The sequence below is a fragment of the Collimonas sp. OK307 genome, assembly GCF_900113705.1.
Classification (GTDB): Bacteria; Pseudomonadota; Gammaproteobacteria; order Burkholderiales; family Burkholderiaceae_D; genus Collimonas.
In genome coordinates this window covers 14593-30325 of record NZ_FOQI01000020.1, presented here as the reverse complement: position 1 = coordinate 30325, position 15733 = coordinate 14593, and the positions used below count along the sequence as shown (strand labels likewise).

General features: G+C 51.0%; 15 protein-coding genes. 5 read left to right on the top strand and 10 right to left on the bottom strand.

Translation table 11 applies throughout. The annotated features are described in order from the left end of the window. Positions 1-10: 10 nt before the first annotated feature. From BM205_RS20905 to BM205_RS20860, 10 genes are all read right to left on the bottom strand, one after another. Positions 11-1156 (bottom strand): restriction endonuclease, encoded by a 1146-nt coding sequence (locus BM205_RS20905; protein ID WP_092416802.1) that lies wholly within the window; start codon positions 1154-1156, stop codon positions 11-13. A 304-nt stretch (positions 1157-1460) separates the two neighbouring features. Next, positions 1461-1733, bottom strand: coding sequence for a hypothetical protein (locus BM205_RS20900; RefSeq protein ID WP_092416801.1), 273 nt, complete (start codon positions 1731-1733; stop codon positions 1461-1463). A 148-nt stretch (positions 1734-1881) separates the two neighbouring features. Next, positions 1882-2421: a hypothetical protein gene (locus BM205_RS20895; protein ID WP_092416800.1), complete on the bottom strand. Its 540-nt coding sequence runs from the start codon at positions 2419-2421 to the stop codon at positions 1882-1884. A 235-nt stretch (positions 2422-2656) separates the two neighbouring features. Next, the gene (locus BM205_RS20890; RefSeq protein ID WP_092416799.1) at positions 2657-3133 is read right to left on the bottom strand and encodes a hypothetical protein; all 477 of its coding nucleotides are present in this window, start codon (positions 3131-3133) and stop codon (positions 2657-2659) included. 8 nt (positions 3134-3141) lie between these two features. Continuing rightward, the gene (locus BM205_RS20885) at positions 3142-3444 is read right to left on the bottom strand and encodes a DUF1889 family protein (RefSeq protein ID WP_092416798.1); all 303 of its coding nucleotides are present in this window, start codon (positions 3442-3444) and stop codon (positions 3142-3144) included. 201 nt (positions 3445-3645) lie between these two features. After that, on the bottom strand, positions 3646-4044 hold the full coding sequence (locus BM205_RS24800; RefSeq protein ID WP_371326518.1) for a Mov34/MPN/PAD-1 family protein: 399 nt from the start codon (positions 4042-4044) through the stop codon (positions 3646-3648). A gap of 59 nt (positions 4045-4103) precedes the next feature. Then, positions 4104-5759, bottom strand: a complete 1656-nt coding sequence (locus tag BM205_RS20875) for a ThiF family adenylyltransferase (RefSeq protein WP_371326517.1) — start codon at positions 5757-5759, stop codon at positions 4104-4106. A gap of 35 nt (positions 5760-5794) precedes the next feature. Next, positions 5795-6961, bottom strand: a complete 1167-nt coding sequence (locus BM205_RS20870; protein WP_092416795.1) for a CBASS cGAMP synthase — start codon at positions 6959-6961, stop codon at positions 5795-5797. Beyond that, the gene (locus BM205_RS20865) at positions 6955-7980 is read right to left on the bottom strand and encodes a CBASS cGAMP-activated phospholipase (RefSeq protein ID WP_092416794.1); all 1026 of its coding nucleotides are present in this window, start codon (positions 7978-7980) and stop codon (positions 6955-6957) included. The genes BM205_RS20870 and BM205_RS20865 overlap by 7 nt, the downstream gene beginning before the upstream one ends. Positions 7981-8096: 116 nt before the next feature. Beyond that, positions 8097-8324 carry a DUF2188 domain-containing protein gene (locus BM205_RS20860; protein WP_092416793.1) on the bottom strand — a complete coding sequence of 76 codons (228 nt, stop codon included), beginning with the start codon at positions 8322-8324 and terminating at the stop codon, positions 8097-8099. 129 nt (positions 8325-8453) lie between these two features. Here BM205_RS20860 and BM205_RS20855 point away from each other — a divergent pair, with 129 nt between their 5' ends. The 5 genes from BM205_RS20855 to BM205_RS20835 all read left to right on the top strand — a co-directional run bounded on the left by BM205_RS20855 (position 8454) and on the right by BM205_RS20835 (position 15669). Beyond that, entirely contained in the window at positions 8454-9059 is a 606-nt protein-coding gene (locus BM205_RS20855; RefSeq protein ID WP_139227349.1) for a hypothetical protein, read from the top strand. Next, positions 9056-9481, top strand: coding sequence for a hypothetical protein (locus BM205_RS20850; protein WP_092416791.1), 426 nt, complete (start codon positions 9056-9058; stop codon positions 9479-9481). Before BM205_RS20855 ends, BM205_RS20850 begins: the two co-directional genes overlap by 4 nt. Continuing rightward, entirely contained in the window at positions 9471-10235 is a 765-nt protein-coding gene (locus tag BM205_RS20845) for an ImmA/IrrE family metallo-endopeptidase (RefSeq protein WP_092416790.1), read from the top strand. Before BM205_RS20850 ends, BM205_RS20845 begins: the two co-directional genes overlap by 11 nt. 214 nt (positions 10236-10449) lie before the next feature. Continuing rightward, on the top strand, positions 10450-11181 hold the full coding sequence (locus tag BM205_RS20840) for a hypothetical protein (RefSeq protein ID WP_092416789.1): 732 nt from the start codon (positions 10450-10452) through the stop codon (positions 11179-11181). 15 nt (positions 11182-11196) lie between these two features. After that, complete coding sequence (locus tag BM205_RS20835) at positions 11197-15669, top strand: NACHT domain-containing protein (RefSeq protein WP_217646071.1); 4473 nt, start codon at positions 11197-11199, stop codon at positions 15667-15669. The last annotated feature ends 64 nt before the right edge of the window (positions 15670-15733 follow it).

Here is a 15733-nt window from a genome sequence, read left to right as displayed (position 1 = left end):
GCGCCTTAAACTACCTAAGCGGTAATTTGCGGAAGCTGGTGTCGCACTCATTGATCCAATCTTTTAACTTAAGGTAGTCAATCAAGCTCAACTGATGTTTGAGTTGATTTGAGTAGTTGATTGCATCTGGCGAGAAATATGAAGAAGTAATCATTATTCCTGCGGTCACTCGGTCAGCTAAAACTGTTCCTGCAAGCTCACGCACCAAATTCACGCCAACCGGATTGATTGGTGCATATTTCTTGCATTCGACGTAAAAAATAAAATTCCCAATATCTACATGATTGGCAATAATCAAATCCTTGCCGCCATCTCGGGTTGCCTTCGTTAGATCAACTCTATACCCTCTTTTTTCCATAAGCTCAGCAACGAACTGTTCGAACTGGCGCGGCGTCAGATCGAAAATTGCTTTGTGATTTCTCTGAATTGCTTCAAGAAGCTTTCCATTGATTACTCGAATATCGTTCGCTACATGGATAAAATTCGGTTGTTCAATCGACTTTCGGATTTCGCCAATCTGGTCAATTGACCTGTATTTTATGTCTTCGCTAAGAAGTTTGAACAGTGCGTCAATGTTCTTGCTGCCGTTGTTAATATGATTGACAACCAAATTTAACAATAAGGGGTTGCCTTGTGTAAAGTGCGCAACCTTAGCAAGATCACCGTCCGGAAGCATGGTTTCCAGAGCTTGCAACAGGAACTGTTGCGATCCTGCATGCGGCAACGCATTTAAATGTATGTGTGCTTCCGGGTTAAATTCTTTGACGAAATCAGAGAATGTGCTTACAAGGATAAATTGTTTATTTTGATTTTCCTTGATAAAAGATGAAATGCGACCTGATATCTCGCGTGTAAAATCAAAGCTAAGGTCTTCAAGAACAACCAATTTTGTGTCTTTGTTTAGCGGCGGAAATTCATCTGATGATCTGTGGAGATATACGGCCTCTGTGTTTTTCGCAAGTTCAACTCCATGATTCCTAAGGAACTGCATCCACAGCGTTGTTTTGCCGGTAGCATTGTTTCCCGTTATTGCAACAACTCTCTTCCTTTGATTCAATATTGCTGAATTCAGCAGCTCCAGCTCATTCTCCCGCCCCACAACTATCGGAAAGCGATTGAGGTTATCGAAAATGTCGTAGAGGTTGTGCTTTCTCATTCTTGAAGTATCTCTCTGCGGACTTGCTGCCGGTGACGTCTAACGTGATTTAATTCTCTTTTTGCAAATTTAATCGGCGACGAAAAAACAGGTCGCAAGTTTCTTTTCTCCAGAGAGCTTTATGTAACTTAGCCCAAATCGGTTATACCTCGAAAAAGAAGGTATAACCAAATCGACAAAAGAGGCGTAGAGATTAATTTTTATTTTATCAATTTAATTGCAAAATTGAAATAATTTCTAAATTTCGACTTTCGCTCCGAAACCTAAACCTGCCACTGCTAGCATTAAACTTATCAAATGCATTTCACTTTTCCTGACGCTCTTTTTGATAACGTTCAAATATCTGAATTACACACCACGTTGCAATAAGGACGAATGCTACAATTCGAAGCAACAGCAAAACATAAAACATAAGTCCAGATTCGCCTTTCATCGAAAGCAATACTGCTCCCGCACCAGCGGCCTCCAATATCTCAGCTGTACTAAAAACAAGCACTGCAATCACGACAAGTTTCTTTCGCCTCAAGAATGCAATGAATTGATCGCGAATACGTTTTATAGTAATGGGCGCTGACATATTTTTCCTTGCCTTAGTTGAGGCGCTTCCAAGTGCAGAGGGAGCAAGCTAAGCGTCCGTTGAACATATGATGGTCTGTCTTTTGCATCGACCATAGTATCGAAGAACCTTTTCGCCCACGGGATTTTCCTTTTCTTTTCGGATTGCGTCATGCGCCGAAGTTAGCGACCGCGAAAATCCACTGAATCATGTTAATTCGAGCGAGCCACTCCTTGCCATTAACGCCTTGCGCTTTGCCGCTTAGTATCAAAAATGGCACACGATACTCTTTGTTGTCTTCAATTGAATTTAGCTTGTATGCATCGGCGTAAAGCGGATGCTCAGTCGTTGCTTCAAACTCTAACTTGACTGCTGTGTTGTGTATGATTTTGTTACATGCCTCTCTCGCACTCAACACTTCATCGCCACCACCGTTTTTCGTGATTACGCCAACGCCTTTTGGAGCTTGTTCGAGATGTATGGCTAAACCACCCCTTGCATCATCGTTAGCTCGTGATAATGCTGCGAGACTCATGATGTTTCTGTTCAACTCCGGTTCACCCACACCCATCAGGGCGCTCACCACGTCAGCACAGCCGGGGTAGTAGGCGAGGTTTTCGAACTCATGCATTGCAAGCAATTGAGACAGCAAAACATACGCATGATGCTGAAGTGTTTCTTCGTATATGTACAAGCCCTGTTGATACATATTTTTCCTCGGAGTTACTTCAAAGACATTACGTGAATTGTTTGACCAGAATATTTAGCAGTCATCATGCGAAGTTATTCTTGAGGGATCCCGCCTCAAGGATAACTGCGCACGCGGATCACCTACCGCAGTTTCTACTACGTCATCAATTTCAAACTGACGCATTTTCTACTCTTCGTCGTTATACGAACTTAGCCCAGCAACGGCCCGGAAGATGGCAAACCTTACTAACTTTCTATGACCGAAGTGCCCAAAGATGGGCGCGGAACAATCGGTTGACTTCAATGGCGAGCGTTTCAAACTCAGCTGCTACCGCTTGGATGTCTGTGATTGACCATTCCCTCCAACCAGACTTCCCGTTGTAAAGTAATTGTTGGCTTCCAGTCACGGCTGTATAAGGATTACCGTGGATGAGCATGTTCCGATCCGTTACCAGTGCTTTGAACTTATCTGCGGCCATTTGTATTTCCACCATGATGTTGGCTGGTAGCACTGTCGAACGGGACGCCACGCTTTTGAACTTGTCTGCAATTGCTCCTGCTGTTCCCTTTGAAGCCATGTTGATATATCCATGCTCTAGGCATTCAATGCTCCATACAATGCCCCACTCCAAGTAACTGAAGATATACGTTGCAACGCCGAGTTCACGCACGTACTGGTCATTAAAGGGGATTAGGGAATGGCTCGGCGCACCACTGGAATTTGTTTCCATGAATTTTCCTATGCGCGAGCAGATAGTTTTTCGTAGATATCATCTGCCCACCAAGGACCATCGGTGATGCGTGGATTCTTACCTTCACCGATTTGCTGCGCAAGACTACCGAGTTCGTCGGCGTCATCGTTATTCCAATGGTTTGCAAGAGCAGCGGATACCACGTCGCTTTTCAGAATGATTTCGCCCTTATCATGCAGAATCTTGAACAGATCACGCGCCTTGTTCATGTCGTTGGGATGATTTAGGCCAGTAGAGAGGTTCACAGCACTGGTCAAGGTTTTAATTGCTTCATTGATGATAGCGGACATACGTTACTTTCTTCGGCTACCGGCCGATGCACGGGGCGCAGATCGCACCTAGTCATTTTCCTTCAAGTTGTCACCGACTTACTGCTGCCGTCCAAGGCGGCAGGGATAAGGCGACGATCAGGAGCACGGTGGAATCTGTGCAGTACTTCTGCTTGCGGCACTTCAACGACAAAAAAGTGCAAGACAAGACTTTACACTTTTTTAGACAGCGATAACCGCGTTCAAAACACAATCGTTCACTCCTACACCAACCCACAGCGAACTGTCCATTCCGACAATTATGAAGACCATAGGCAATGGCTCGCGGCGACATATCTGTATCCACTCCGACATGTCAAGGAAGGATGGTGTGGGACGAACCTCGGGATGAGTGTGCCATTCCCCCAAATAATCGACCATCGCGTTACTTTCTTTCCATCGCTTTAATGCAACGCTTTGATGATATCGATCTCGCCGGAAGAATCTAAATAGCGAACGACGATCCGCAGGCTGAGGAGTAGTCGCCTCCACAATGTGAAGATGATCCCCGCGCCTGAATCCGAGCAGTATGCCCCCAGCCTCTGTCTTATGCGCCGCGTTCTGTCTAAAGCCAAAGATCATATCGAGGACGGCGGGCTCAACCAGAATACGAGCCGTTGCCTCGAATGGATGAATCCACATCAATGGCTCCCGCATGCTTGGCACCCTTTTAAAGGTGATATATTTTGGTTCTTGACCATTTTAGCGTTTGCGTTCTCGATATATCGGGTGCGAAACCTCGGACTAGGATCACCTTTCATCCAATCTATCACTGCATCTATCGCGAGCGATGCCGCGTGCATTGGTGCCGACACTGCATAGGGAGTAAAGGATCGGCATCCCAACTGCTTTCGTAGTGGCGGGCCATTTAGTATGGGAAAGCGATCCTCGCGATTCCGACTCGCGTCTGTCACCCGCAAACAGTGAAAGCATCCGTATCGCTTTGAATCCACGAAGAGCGATTGAACACACTCGCCGTTTCCTTTTATCCAAACATACAGCACCGGCGGAACATTTATCTTCTGCCTGAGGTGACTTTCATTGATCATTTCACTTACTGCCTCCTCGCCAGTAGCATCGATAATCAAGTCACCTATAAAAAATTTTGAAGTGGCGCGAACTGTGTTGGTTTGCACGGAAATACAAACGTGCGGAAACTGTCGACAGAGCTCTTGCCGTAGCGCATCTGCCTTTGACTTGAACAAAGTGCCCATCCCGAGATAATGGCGCCCGAGGTTTTCTGCACCGATGTTGTCTGAATCGATCAGCAGAAGCTCGCCACAAGTGCCCGTACCCGCGCCCAATCGAATTAGCGCTTGCGCAACATAGCCGCCAATGGCCCCACACCCCACCAGTGTCACGCGCTTTTCCTTCAAATCATCAAAGACCAAGTTGCGGCTGTGGATGAAGTCCGGCCGAATATCCGTGATATCGATGCGAAATATCGTCGTCGAACCGCCCTTGCCGTGAAGGTACTGCTTGAATCGTCTCGGAGCATTACGATATCCCAATCGCACCATCTGATCGAGATCGAATCCGAACCCAAGCCAGCCGATCGGAGTATCGATCGCAAACGTCGCGAACTTCGCCGCGAGATACTCCTTCTCGTGCTCAAGTACGCGGTGGACGCTATTGTAGAGTTGTGGGTCCCACTTTCTCAGCCAGGAAAATACTTCCTTTACCGTCGACGGCATCTTCCCATCCGGCACGACCGGTCGAATCGTCGTACGAAACAACCAGCATTTGCATCGACTCGTTTTTGGTGCCTCGCTACCCAGGGTTGCCGCCAGTGTATTCACATCCGCGTAACTGGTCGCGATCACGGCCTTTCGTTCAGGTGGCAATCCCACAAGATAATAGTCGGCGTAGATTTTCTCCGACGAAGAAGAACATAGCACTACTGGCCATGGTAGGGATCTCTGCCCGTAAAGCCAATGGGCAAGGAATTCATCTTGAAGGTCGTCGGCACAGTATTTTGGATCCAATACGATCTTCTCAAGCACTGCCGCAGCTTGATCCAAACATTGCGCAATTGCTGTGGCAGGATCATAGCGATTCAGGATGACGGAGCCAGGTGAGAAGTAGCACAATCCATCCAACGCGTCGACGTGAGCCATAAGTTCCGGCAAGAACGTCGGCTTGGAAATCAATGTAATACGCGGGTATGAGATGAAGTCCCAATCATCCAAGTGAACTTGTACGCGGACAGCGCCCTTTGTACAATGAAGCTCACCCTCGAAAATTCGACCGCCGCCCCGAACAAATTTAGTCGTCACGAACCCGCGGGCGCTGAACATCCGCAGTGTCTCGCCTAGGTGGGTGCCCTCATCCATCAACCGGCTTGGGTTGCCACAACGACCGGGCGCTTGACTTGGCTGGCATCAGTATTTCGAATGGCATCCGCGCCAGTATCTTGTTCGATCAGATTCTGGTCGTCCGGGATGCGTTGACCGAATGCCTGTCTTAGCGCGCTGATCGCATTTGATTTAAAGCCAAAATGCCAAGTCCTGGCCTGGAAAATAGAGTTCTGAAGCTCCATTGCCTTCTGGGCCGCAACCTCACGCGCAATCGGATCAAGCCGGTTGAAATCTTCTGAGCGACCATCGATTGCAGCCTCGCGAATCTCAAAACGAAGTGCTGTTGCAAGGTGTTCCGCTGCCTTTTCAATCGCCAGATCGTCTCGGCCGGGCTGACGCTGAAAATTCTGTGCGATTGCAATCATTAGGCAAACTGAACTAGGCCCACCATCCTTCCAATGAAAATCACGCCAAGCCTTGAGATACCGCCATACTCGAGCCAACTGGTCGTCGTGCTCCGCGATGCGATCCTTGAGCCAGCGTGTAACTGCCTCAGGGTCTGACTCCTTCCACTCGCCGCTGCGAGTCGCCAACATGATGCTATCCATGTCCTCCCAAGCCTGCCTCTGCAGTTCGCCGCCCGCGAAGCTTTCACTTAGGTCGATGCTGTCCATAGTAATGCCTTGAGCTGTCAACGCCAGAGCTTTCTCAACGATCTGAACAAACTGACTCTCCGGCGCAGCATAAAGCGGCAGATCAATGTGCGCCCAGGTTGCGATCTTGACCCGAATACAGGTATCTTTACCGGAAATCAGGCCCCACTTTTCTTGTGCACACAGGCCTTGTAGTAGCTGTTCAACAAGCTGGAAATACAGCTTCGCCATCACATGCGGTGGCCCGTTGTCTTCCCATACCGTCACCGGTAGGTATACTCCAAAATCCCAGTCCATTTCCTGCGGTGGATGTTGCGCTGGCTGAACGCAGGTACCATACGACCAAGACCCTTGCGTCCTGAATCGCGGTGTCACGCGCCGATCCATTCCCAATTGCGACACCGTTGCCGCTTCGATTCCTTTTCGGAGATGATCGCGGATCTTGTTCTTGCAGCTTACGAGATGCGCCCGCTGTTCATCTGTTGGCTTCAGCTGATGACCGAATGCGTGGCTGATTTTCTCAGCGAATAGTTTGTGCAACTTCAACATGCCTTTGACTCCTCGATGATGTTGGCGTTTGCGCCGTAAAAGAAGCGCGGCTCGACCGGCCGATGCTCCAGGAAATTGAGAAAGCGCGTATCGCCTAGACATGCCTTTGAACGTTGACTGGCAGATCCAAGCAACGCCTCCCGAGCCGGCGCGTCGGCCTTGTCCAGCGCGACCGCCTTAGCCTTTTCGTCTGTAAGACTGTCATCGACATGGAAATAGCGGCGCTCCGTCAACCGATGCCGAAGCATGAAATCCGATAGTGACTCCTGCACGGATATCGAAAGCCCAAATAGCTTCTTCGGCATGTTAGAAGGGTTCAAACCGCCCCAGTCGTAGGTTCCGCCCTCGCGGTTGCGTCGGGGGTCAACTGTGAAGCGCGAAGACATTGTGCCGATCGACATTAAGTGGATTTTTTCGATTGCCATATCGAAAAAGCAGTTCGCTTCATGAACAGCGAGCAAACCAGGCGCATTGGCATACAGTCCGCCATCAACATATTGGTTGTTATCGAACGTATATCGCGGGAAGTACGAAGGCGCTGCACTCGTGGCCATCGCGATGTCCACGATCTTGTGTTTATGATCGCGCTTAAACGTATGGTGATGCGGAGTCTTAAACAGCACAGGCATGCCGCTTGTGTAGCTGATACTGGGGATGATAACCGGGTGCAGGCATGAGCCTAAGACTCGGTCACCAAATAGATCGTCGCCGAATAGCAGTCGTTTGAGGCCATCACCAGAGTATGGGGCGCGAACGATGCCCTTCAGCGACCACCGGCGTTTAAATATCTCAGTTCCATGCCTCTCGAAAAGCTCCACCATTTTCTGCGCGGGAATTTCCAAGGCCAGTGCCAGCGCCAAAATACCGCCGATTGAAGTTCCCGCGATGAGGTCAAAGTGGCGTGCGATCGGGCCATTAATTTCGGCCTCAATATCCGCCAGAATTTTGGCCGTGTACAGGCCGCGGTACCCTCCGCCAGACAGGGCAAGTACTTGGAAGCGTTCTTGTTCTTTGCTCATCTGCGCGCATTCAAATTTGTTAACATTATACAAATGTAGCCGATTTACCTAAATTCAATGTACTGAGGCAAGAAAAAATCGGTTCCTTCATTAGGATTCGAAAACACCATGCGGACTTATCCCTTTGGCGGGAATGGATCTTTGCCGTGGCTATCTTTCGTCTGAATTTGCCCATTTTTTCCATGGATAAGCAGTTCGCTGCCTTGATTGTTTGCAATGACACGCGCCCGATTCACGGCCGGCAGCTTCGTCGAGTAGACTGCCGTAGCGCGTTCAGCGCCCGCCCCCTTCACTGCCCATCCGCCGTCGTGAGGAACAACGTGTTGATTGCGTTTGCTGCTCATAGGACACTCCTGATGACTGAGCGATGTTGCTCAGTTGTATATACTCTGGGAACGGGAAAGCCGGACAAACGCCATCGTGTCCGGTTTTTGAGATCTTGGAGCATATGTAGATTGAGGATGGGGGGATCGATGGCAGCAGATGACGATTTGATGGACGTTCCATCACGCTTGGAGCAAGCGTTGGCAGCTATGACCAACGTAGAACTTGCTCGTCTTTACCGCTTAGCCCAGTACTCTCTCATCGGAGGCACGACGTATGTTAATCCAAAGGAACTTTTCAATGAAGCGGTTCATCGTACGCTCGACGGACGACGCAACTGGCCGCCAGGCGAACCGTTTGGCGCATATATTTGGATGGTCATGCGTAGCATCGCCGATGCAGACCGCAAAATGGAGGCGCAAAGTAATGAGTTGCGTGCCAACGACCAACCAGTCCAGGACGATTTCTATCAGGAAAGTGATCGTCTGGCTGGCTATGGCTCGAGCGAATTAGCTGTTGACCGCGTACTCGAAAACGCAGCCGTTCAACGGCGTGTAACTGAAGACCTACAGACTATTGAAGACCACTTCAAAGATGATCAAAACGTAATGCTCGTCATCATGGCGATCGAAGACAACATTCCGCCGCGGGAGCTTGAGTCAGACTATGGCTTATCCATCACGCAATATGAGTCAGCGCGCAAGAAGCTTCGCCGCTACGTAGATCGTCAGTTTCCTGGACGGAGGACAGTATGAGCCATCTGCCAAAGAACGACCCACGTGCGAAGGTCAAAGCCGTCGAACAGGCCTTGACTGAGGATCTGCACGTAACGTCAGAGACGGAACTTGCAAGGGAATTTGCTGAAGATGGATTAGATATTTCAGAGATCACAAATTCAATGCGAAATTCGGCAATGGATCTAGTTATGCAAGAGAGAAGAAAGAAGCTTGTACGCGCTAGGGCCGAAATTCAAACCCAAACACTTGTCGGAACCGACGGACGTGCCCGACCGAGCATAGATACCATAAAGCGCCTCCTTAGTGATCTCTTTGTTGCAAAACCAGCGCTTGCCATTGCATTCCGACAGGGAAAAAGTCAATCGGAAACCGACTGGATAAGTCTCTGGGACGATTTAGTAGAGATAGGAGAAATTCCCAGGAACGACGATGAGAGTTGACCTCACTGCACTTAGTCCGGCAGAGCGCATTCTGTGGGGACTCGGTATTACAGATCCTCATGATATTGACCTCGATGCGATTGCATATTCTCTAGGTGCATCGATAAAGAGGCGGCGGCTGGATGGCTGTGAGGCTCGTCTAGTTGCGTCCGGAGACAAGGCGATCATTACAGTTGATACGCAGAGCATTCCGACGCGACAGCGATTTTCGATCGCGCATGAAATTGGTCACTGGAGACTGGATCGCGGGCGCGGTGGATTCCTGTGCACAAAAGACGATATTAGCCCACGTGATGGCGCCGCTCGCGACGGCGAGACGCTTGCAAACAATTTTGCAAGTCAGCTGATACTACCTGACTATATATTTAATCCGTACGCGGCAGGCAAATTGATCACTATAGATGCCGCAGAAAAAATTGCGGCTGTTTTTAGCGCCAGTCTCACTGCGACGGCAATCAAAATGGTGCGTAACGCCACGATTCCAGCTTGGATAGTATGTCACCGACAGCGTGGAATTGCGTGGTTCTTCAAAAGTAGCTTCGCGCAGGATGACATATTCCTTCGAAAAGACCTTCATGAGGATACAGAAGGGTTCGCGCTCTTATACGGCGAAGTGCATGCTAGAACGCGGGTCAAGCTCGAGAGCGGTTCACTCTGGTTTTCCAACCGCGACGCATCTCGCTACCAGGTGCGTACCCAGTCAACAAAAGCTCAAGATGGGACTGTGCTGAGCGTGGTTGGGATCTCAAAATAATCGGACGAGATTCCATTCGCCCTCTAGAACCGGCATTAGAAATCCAAATAGGTGAACTAGACGCGGCGCTTTGGCAGTGATATCGATCGCCAAAATGATATTATTTACAATAATTTCCCTTTGGAAATTTTATGGCAGCATATCGGCCGACCAATGCAACAGTTCAGATATCAATGGATCGCGGTCCATTAAGTTAGAAGCAAGGATTTGAAGAATGGGTAATTTAAATTTGATGGGAGCGTTAAGCTCAAGCAATCCTTTTCTAATCAGTTTCGCGCTGCTGATAGCCATGTTCGGATTGGTTAAAATTTGGGCTGAGGTGAGAAGCAGCTCCCACTTAGTCAAAAAGGACAGGCAATCTGCCCTGCTTACAGCAATGAGTAGCTATCTGGAAAAAAAGCCAGAACAGAGTATTGCGTTTTTAAATTATCAACTCGAACAGACATTTGAATATTATTACCGAAAACGCCTCAATCATTTTGAAATTGCAAAGCTTGTCAACACGGCGAAACCGAGCGAGGCAATCATCCAATATTTGGGCGCCAGATTACATCTGGTGATGGAAAATAAGAATGGCGCTCCTGGGAAAATTCGCTTCAAGAAAGAGCCTAAAAGATTTCGCATAAAACTTCTTTTCTGGACCCTACGTCCCTTTAAAGCATCAACACTGGCTTTTCTTTCTTATTGTTTTTTTGGAATGTGCGGCAGCCTCATATTGTTGCATGGAGTTCCTATGACCATAAACAGCAAGAATTATGGACTTGGGATAGCCGCTGTTGTCATTGGGGTGTCACTGATTATTGCTGCCGTCACTTCTCTAATAGACGGAATGAAATATTCGTCAGCATTGGAATTCCTGATTCGGCATCGCGAGTCCTTTCAATCTACTCCCTCACCAGGCATCGGAACAAAGAGTCTCGAATTGACGCCTGATCTGTCGCAGTAAAACCGAGCGAGGGAAGTGCCGGATAACGAGACTTTGCCCCATTTTGCGACAATACAACGCAATCGCCATGCCATCGACCGCGGTCAACTTTACCGGAATATGCACTGGCAGCTGGATTTCTCGAAAAGCAGGTTTGACGGAATTGCTATGATCAATCCTTTTGACGAATTTATAACCCTCGACCGAACTTTCCATGAACTCACAATTGATGCCGGCGCGAATGACGATTCCGATCTGACTCAACTGTTAGGACAGCGCAACGCCATTAGCTGGCCAGATCTTCTGAGCGAGCATCGCGTCATCTTGCTATCCGAAGCCGGTTCAGGAAAGACGACGGAAATCCGCAATATTGCCCTCAAGCTTCGACAGAATGGCAAGCCGGCCTTCTTCGTGCGTATCGAGCATGTTAGTCAGAGTTTCGAGGACGCTTTCGAGGAGGGAAACTTCGAGGAGTTCAGTGCCTGGGCAGAGTCCGGCGAGGAAGGGTGGTTGCTTCTCGACTCAGTCGACGAGGCCCGACTGCGAGATCCCAAGGATTTCGAGCGTGCGATTAGGATGTTAGGGCGGTTGCTGGCGCCGGTACTCCAGCAGGCACACATCGTTATCACCGGCAGAACGACCGCTTGGCGAGCGAAGACCGACCTACTACTATGCCGGACAACTCTCCCCTATCGCCCTTCGGAGAAGACGCCCGACGAGGAAGTATCAGCGGACGAAACGCAGAATATCGCTACCAAGAAAGCGGAATCTCCTACGAACCCGACCGCCCCATTCCTGATCGTCGCACTCGATAATCTTCATGGTGATCAGATTGACGCCTTCTTGCGCGGTAAGATGGTTCAGGATATTAAGCTCTTCCGCGACGCGGTTGATCGTAAGGATGCTTGGTCGCTGACTACCCGCCCGCAGGACTTAGCCGAATTGATCGAGTTCTGGAACGACCATCAAAGGATCGGATCTCGTCTCGAACTCTTGCAGAGCAGCATCTCCCGTCGCTTGGAGGAGCGTGACCAAGATCGCTCGGAGGCACGCCCGATCACCGTCGATAGATTGCGTCTCGGTGCGCGCTTGATCGCTGCGGCGGCCACGCTCACTCAGGAATCAGCCATTCGGGTACCCGATGGTGCCAACAATGCGAAAGGCATCGCGATCCGGGAGGTCCTCACCGATTGGAACGACATAGATTGCGCGACCTTGCTCAGTCGGCCTATTTTTGACGAAGGTATCTATGGTACGGTCCGCTTTCATCATCGATCGGTACGCGAATATCTCACGGCCGAATGGCTGCATGCGCTGATTGTCGACGAAGGCTCGCGTGCACGCATTGAAAATCTGTTCTTCCGGTCGCAATATGGCATCGACGTGATCGTTCCGACGATGAGGCCTGTGCTTCCCTGGCTGGCCGTCCTTGATGAACGAATCCTTGCTCGCGTTTGTCGATTGGCGCCTGAAGTCATCTGCGAGGGTGGTGATCCGAGCCAACTGCCTCGTGAGACGCGAAGTAACATTCTGCGCCAAATCTGCGAGCAGCTGACACAGCCCGCGCATGGTCGGTCACTCACCGATTACGCCGCTGTCCAGCGTTTCGCAAATGTCGATCTTACTGATGACGTCAAGGCGTTGCTCGCCCAATATGGTGATGACGATGACATTGCGTGGTACCTGCTGCGTATGGTTTGGCAGGGTCAGATTGTGGGTGCGGCAGCTGAAGCCAAACGCTTCGCGCTCACCTCGCGTTCGAAATATGCGCGGATCGCGGCGTTCCGTGCACTAATGGAGGTTGGTTCCACTGCGGATCAGGCGGAGGTACGGCGGGCCTTCCTGGCCGAGGACGGAGAGCTCAAGCGCGACTGGCTCGCTGAGCTGATTTCCAGTCTCCCACAAGACGACGAGTCCGTCACATGGCTGCTCGACGCGCTCAAGCGCGTGCCGGCAAAGAATCAATTTGAAGTTGACAGTCTCATGGGCGCCACCTCGCAACTGGTTTCCGACTGGCCGTTGCCGCTGCTGCCCAGGCTGGTAACTGGGTTCCATGCCTTGCTCGAAACCTTACCAGTCATTGAGCGCGGCTATTACGAGGTTTCTCAGCGTTACAGTTGGCTGGCGCAAGCTGCAGCCCAATCCGTACTCCGCCTGATTGATGCACAAGATCCGCGCATCCTCGAACCAGCGGCGTTATCGATTCTCCGCAAGCTCCCGATCGCCGAGAAAAATGGTGAATACGAACTTCGCGACATAAGTGGCGACCTGTCGAAGCGCGTCGCCGAATGGCCTGCACTCAATCATGCATTGTTTTGGCACGACGTGGCCGAGACACGCACTGGCCGCCATCTCCAAAAAGGCGAGCGCGTCACCGACTATTGGCAAATTGGCATCTTCGGTCATTTCTGGACATTCAGTGTCGACAGGTTTGACACCATCTGCGAAGATATCCTCACACGGCCACTGCTCGACGATAAGCTTGTCGCACTCTCACTTGCCTTTGCGATCTACCGGGAGAATAGTCGCCCTACCGCATGGCGTACGCGGCTGAAACGCCTGACCAAGGACGAGCCCGAGCTCAAATCAAAGCTTGAAACTCTGCTCCGTCCGCCGGCCCAAGGCCGGCAAAGCTGGCGCCAGCAAGAGACACGCTGGAAGAGGCGGGTGACGCAGGAGGCCACACGCCAGGATACGAACAAGCGTAATTGGAAGGAATATCTCGACGCGAACGTTAGAGCACTACGTGATCCGGGCAAGCCAGACACTGTCACTCACGCCCAATACTATTTGCACGGGCGAATGCGTGAGAGCAAAGACGGTTCAGGAAATTGGAGCGACGGCGACTGGCGCTCTCTGATCTCAGAATTCGGCGAACCGATCGCGCGTGCGTTTCGCGACGGTGCGGTTCGTTTCTGGCGCGGTTACCAACCACAATTGCTTTCTGAAGGCGCACAGGCCAACAGTACACCGTTCAGTGTCATTTTCGGATTGACGGGCCTGTCGATTGAAGCGCGGGAGGAACCCGACTGGCCGAAAGGACTTTCGCAGGCGGATGTAGAACGCGCGACCCGTTTCGCGCTCCGCGAGCTCAATGGTTTTCCTAGCTGGTTGCCGGGTCTTCACGTCGCCGATCCCCAAACAGTCATAGATATCATACTCAGAGAGATCGACCATGAGCTCGAAACCGAAAATCCTGAAAGCGGAAGCCGCAACGTGCTCTATGCCGTAAGTTGGAGTGGCGATTGGATTTGGGACCAGCTTGCGCCGTATATTGTGACTCGACTGCGGAAGTCGCCTAGGAGCGTCGACAATCTGCGCTACATGATCAACATCGTACAGGGCTCATCACTCGACGATTCAACTATCGCTATACTCGCCGCGCAAAAGGCGAAAGCGACCAAGAGTTTGACGACAGCGCCGATGTGGTTCGCGATGTGGACGGGCGTTGATCCAGTGGTGGCAATTCCAGCACTTGCGGCGCGGCTTGCTGAGATCAAGGCGGATGGCAATGAGACTCTATTCGCGATGCGCTTCATAACTGCGCTCGTTGGCGGTCGTCGAGAAAGCCGCAGCGTGCGCCAAGCCTATCGAACGGTCGAGCATATGAAGGCGCTTTACCTGCTGATGCACGACTATGTGCGCGAGGGAGACGATATTGACCGTGCTGGCAGGGGCGTCTATTCACCTGAGCTGCGCGACGATGCGCAAGACGCGCGAAATGCACTGATCTCTTTTATTCGCGAGACACCAGGCAAGGAGGCCTTCCTCGCACTGCTAGACATTTCACGCGAGCATCCCACCGAAACGACGCGGCCTTGGATGGCGTTTCACGCCAAGGAAAAGGCAACACTTGATGCGGACGCGCCTGCCTGGTCTCCGCACCAGGTGCGTGATTTCCATGACCGGCTCGACCGCACACCGACCAATCATCGCGATCTCTGGTATCTCGCAGTAGACCGGATCCTTGATCTCAAGCAGGATCTCGAGGAGGGCGATGCGAGCATCGCATCGATCTTGCAGCCGGTCGCTAAGGAAACTGAAATCCGCAAATATATTGGCAACTGGTGCCGTGAACGCTCGGGTGGCCGATATGTGATCCCGCAGGAAGAGGAACTTGCCGACGCCAAGCGCCCTGACCTGCGCTTTCATGGCGTCGGCTTTGACGGGCCGGTGCCGACCGAGCTCAAACTCGCTGACAAGTGGACCGGGCCACATCTTTTCGAGCGGCTCGAGATACAACTCTGCGGCGATTATCTGCGCGATAAGCGATCAAGCCGCGGTATCTTCCTGCTCGTATACCATGGGACCAAGACTAGTTGGGACCTACCGAATGGCAAACGCGCCGAGAGCTTCGACGCCCTGATCGATGCGCTACAAAATCATTGGGCGATCCTCTCTCCGCAGTTCTCCGGGGTTGAGGATATTAAGGTGATCGGGATAGATCTCACGAAGCGCGGGGTAGATGCCAAAGCGGCGTCTAGGAAAAATGGTAGGAAGAAGCAGTAAAGGGCGGGTTGGTATACAGAAATGGGGGGGCCAGCTGAATTTACCTGTCCCCCCGAGGGGAGCG

Bases quoted from the DNA above. Each gene is read 5' to 3' on its own strand.
- BM205_RS20905 (WP_092416802.1), bottom strand. From the start codon at position 1,156: ATGAGAAAGCACAACCTCTACGACATTTTCGATAACCTCAATCGCTTT.
- BM205_RS20900 (WP_092416801.1), bottom strand. From the start codon at position 1,733: ATGTCAGCGCCCATTACTATAAAACGTATTCGCGATCAATTCATTGCA.
- BM205_RS20895 (WP_092416800.1), bottom strand. From the start codon at position 2,421: ATGTATCAACAGGGCTTGTACATATACGAAGAAACACTTCAGCATCAT.
- BM205_RS20890 (WP_092416799.1), bottom strand. From the start codon at position 3,133: ATGGAAACAAATTCCAGTGGTGCGCCGAGCCATTCCCTAATCCCCTTT.
- BM205_RS20885 (WP_092416798.1), bottom strand. From the start codon at position 3,444: ATGTCCGCTATCATCAATGAAGCAATTAAAACCTTGACCAGTGCTGTG.
- BM205_RS24800 (WP_371326518.1), bottom strand. From the start codon at position 4,044: ATGATCTTTGGCTTTAGACAGAACGCGGCGCATAAGACAGAGGCTGGG.
- BM205_RS20875 (WP_371326517.1), bottom strand. From the start codon at position 5,759: ATGTTCAGCGCCCGCGGGTTCGTGACGACTAAATTTGTTCGGGGCGGC.
- BM205_RS20870 (WP_092416795.1), bottom strand. From the start codon at position 6,961: ATGTTGAAGTTGCACAAACTATTCGCTGAGAAAATCAGCCACGCATTC.
- BM205_RS20865 (WP_092416794.1), bottom strand. From the start codon at position 7,980: ATGAGCAAAGAACAAGAACGCTTCCAAGTACTTGCCCTGTCTGGCGGA.
- BM205_RS20860 (WP_092416793.1), bottom strand. From the start codon at position 8,324: ATGAGCAGCAAACGCAATCAACACGTTGTTCCTCACGACGGCGGATGG.
- BM205_RS20855 (WP_139227349.1), top strand. From the start codon at position 8,454: ATGGCAGCAGATGACGATTTGATGGACGTTCCATCACGCTTGGAGCAA.
- BM205_RS20850 (WP_092416791.1), top strand. From the start codon at position 9,056: ATGAGCCATCTGCCAAAGAACGACCCACGTGCGAAGGTCAAAGCCGTC.
- BM205_RS20845 (WP_092416790.1), top strand. From the start codon at position 9,471: ATGAGAGTTGACCTCACTGCACTTAGTCCGGCAGAGCGCATTCTGTGG.
- BM205_RS20840 (WP_092416789.1), top strand. From the start codon at position 10,450: ATGGGTAATTTAAATTTGATGGGAGCGTTAAGCTCAAGCAATCCTTTT.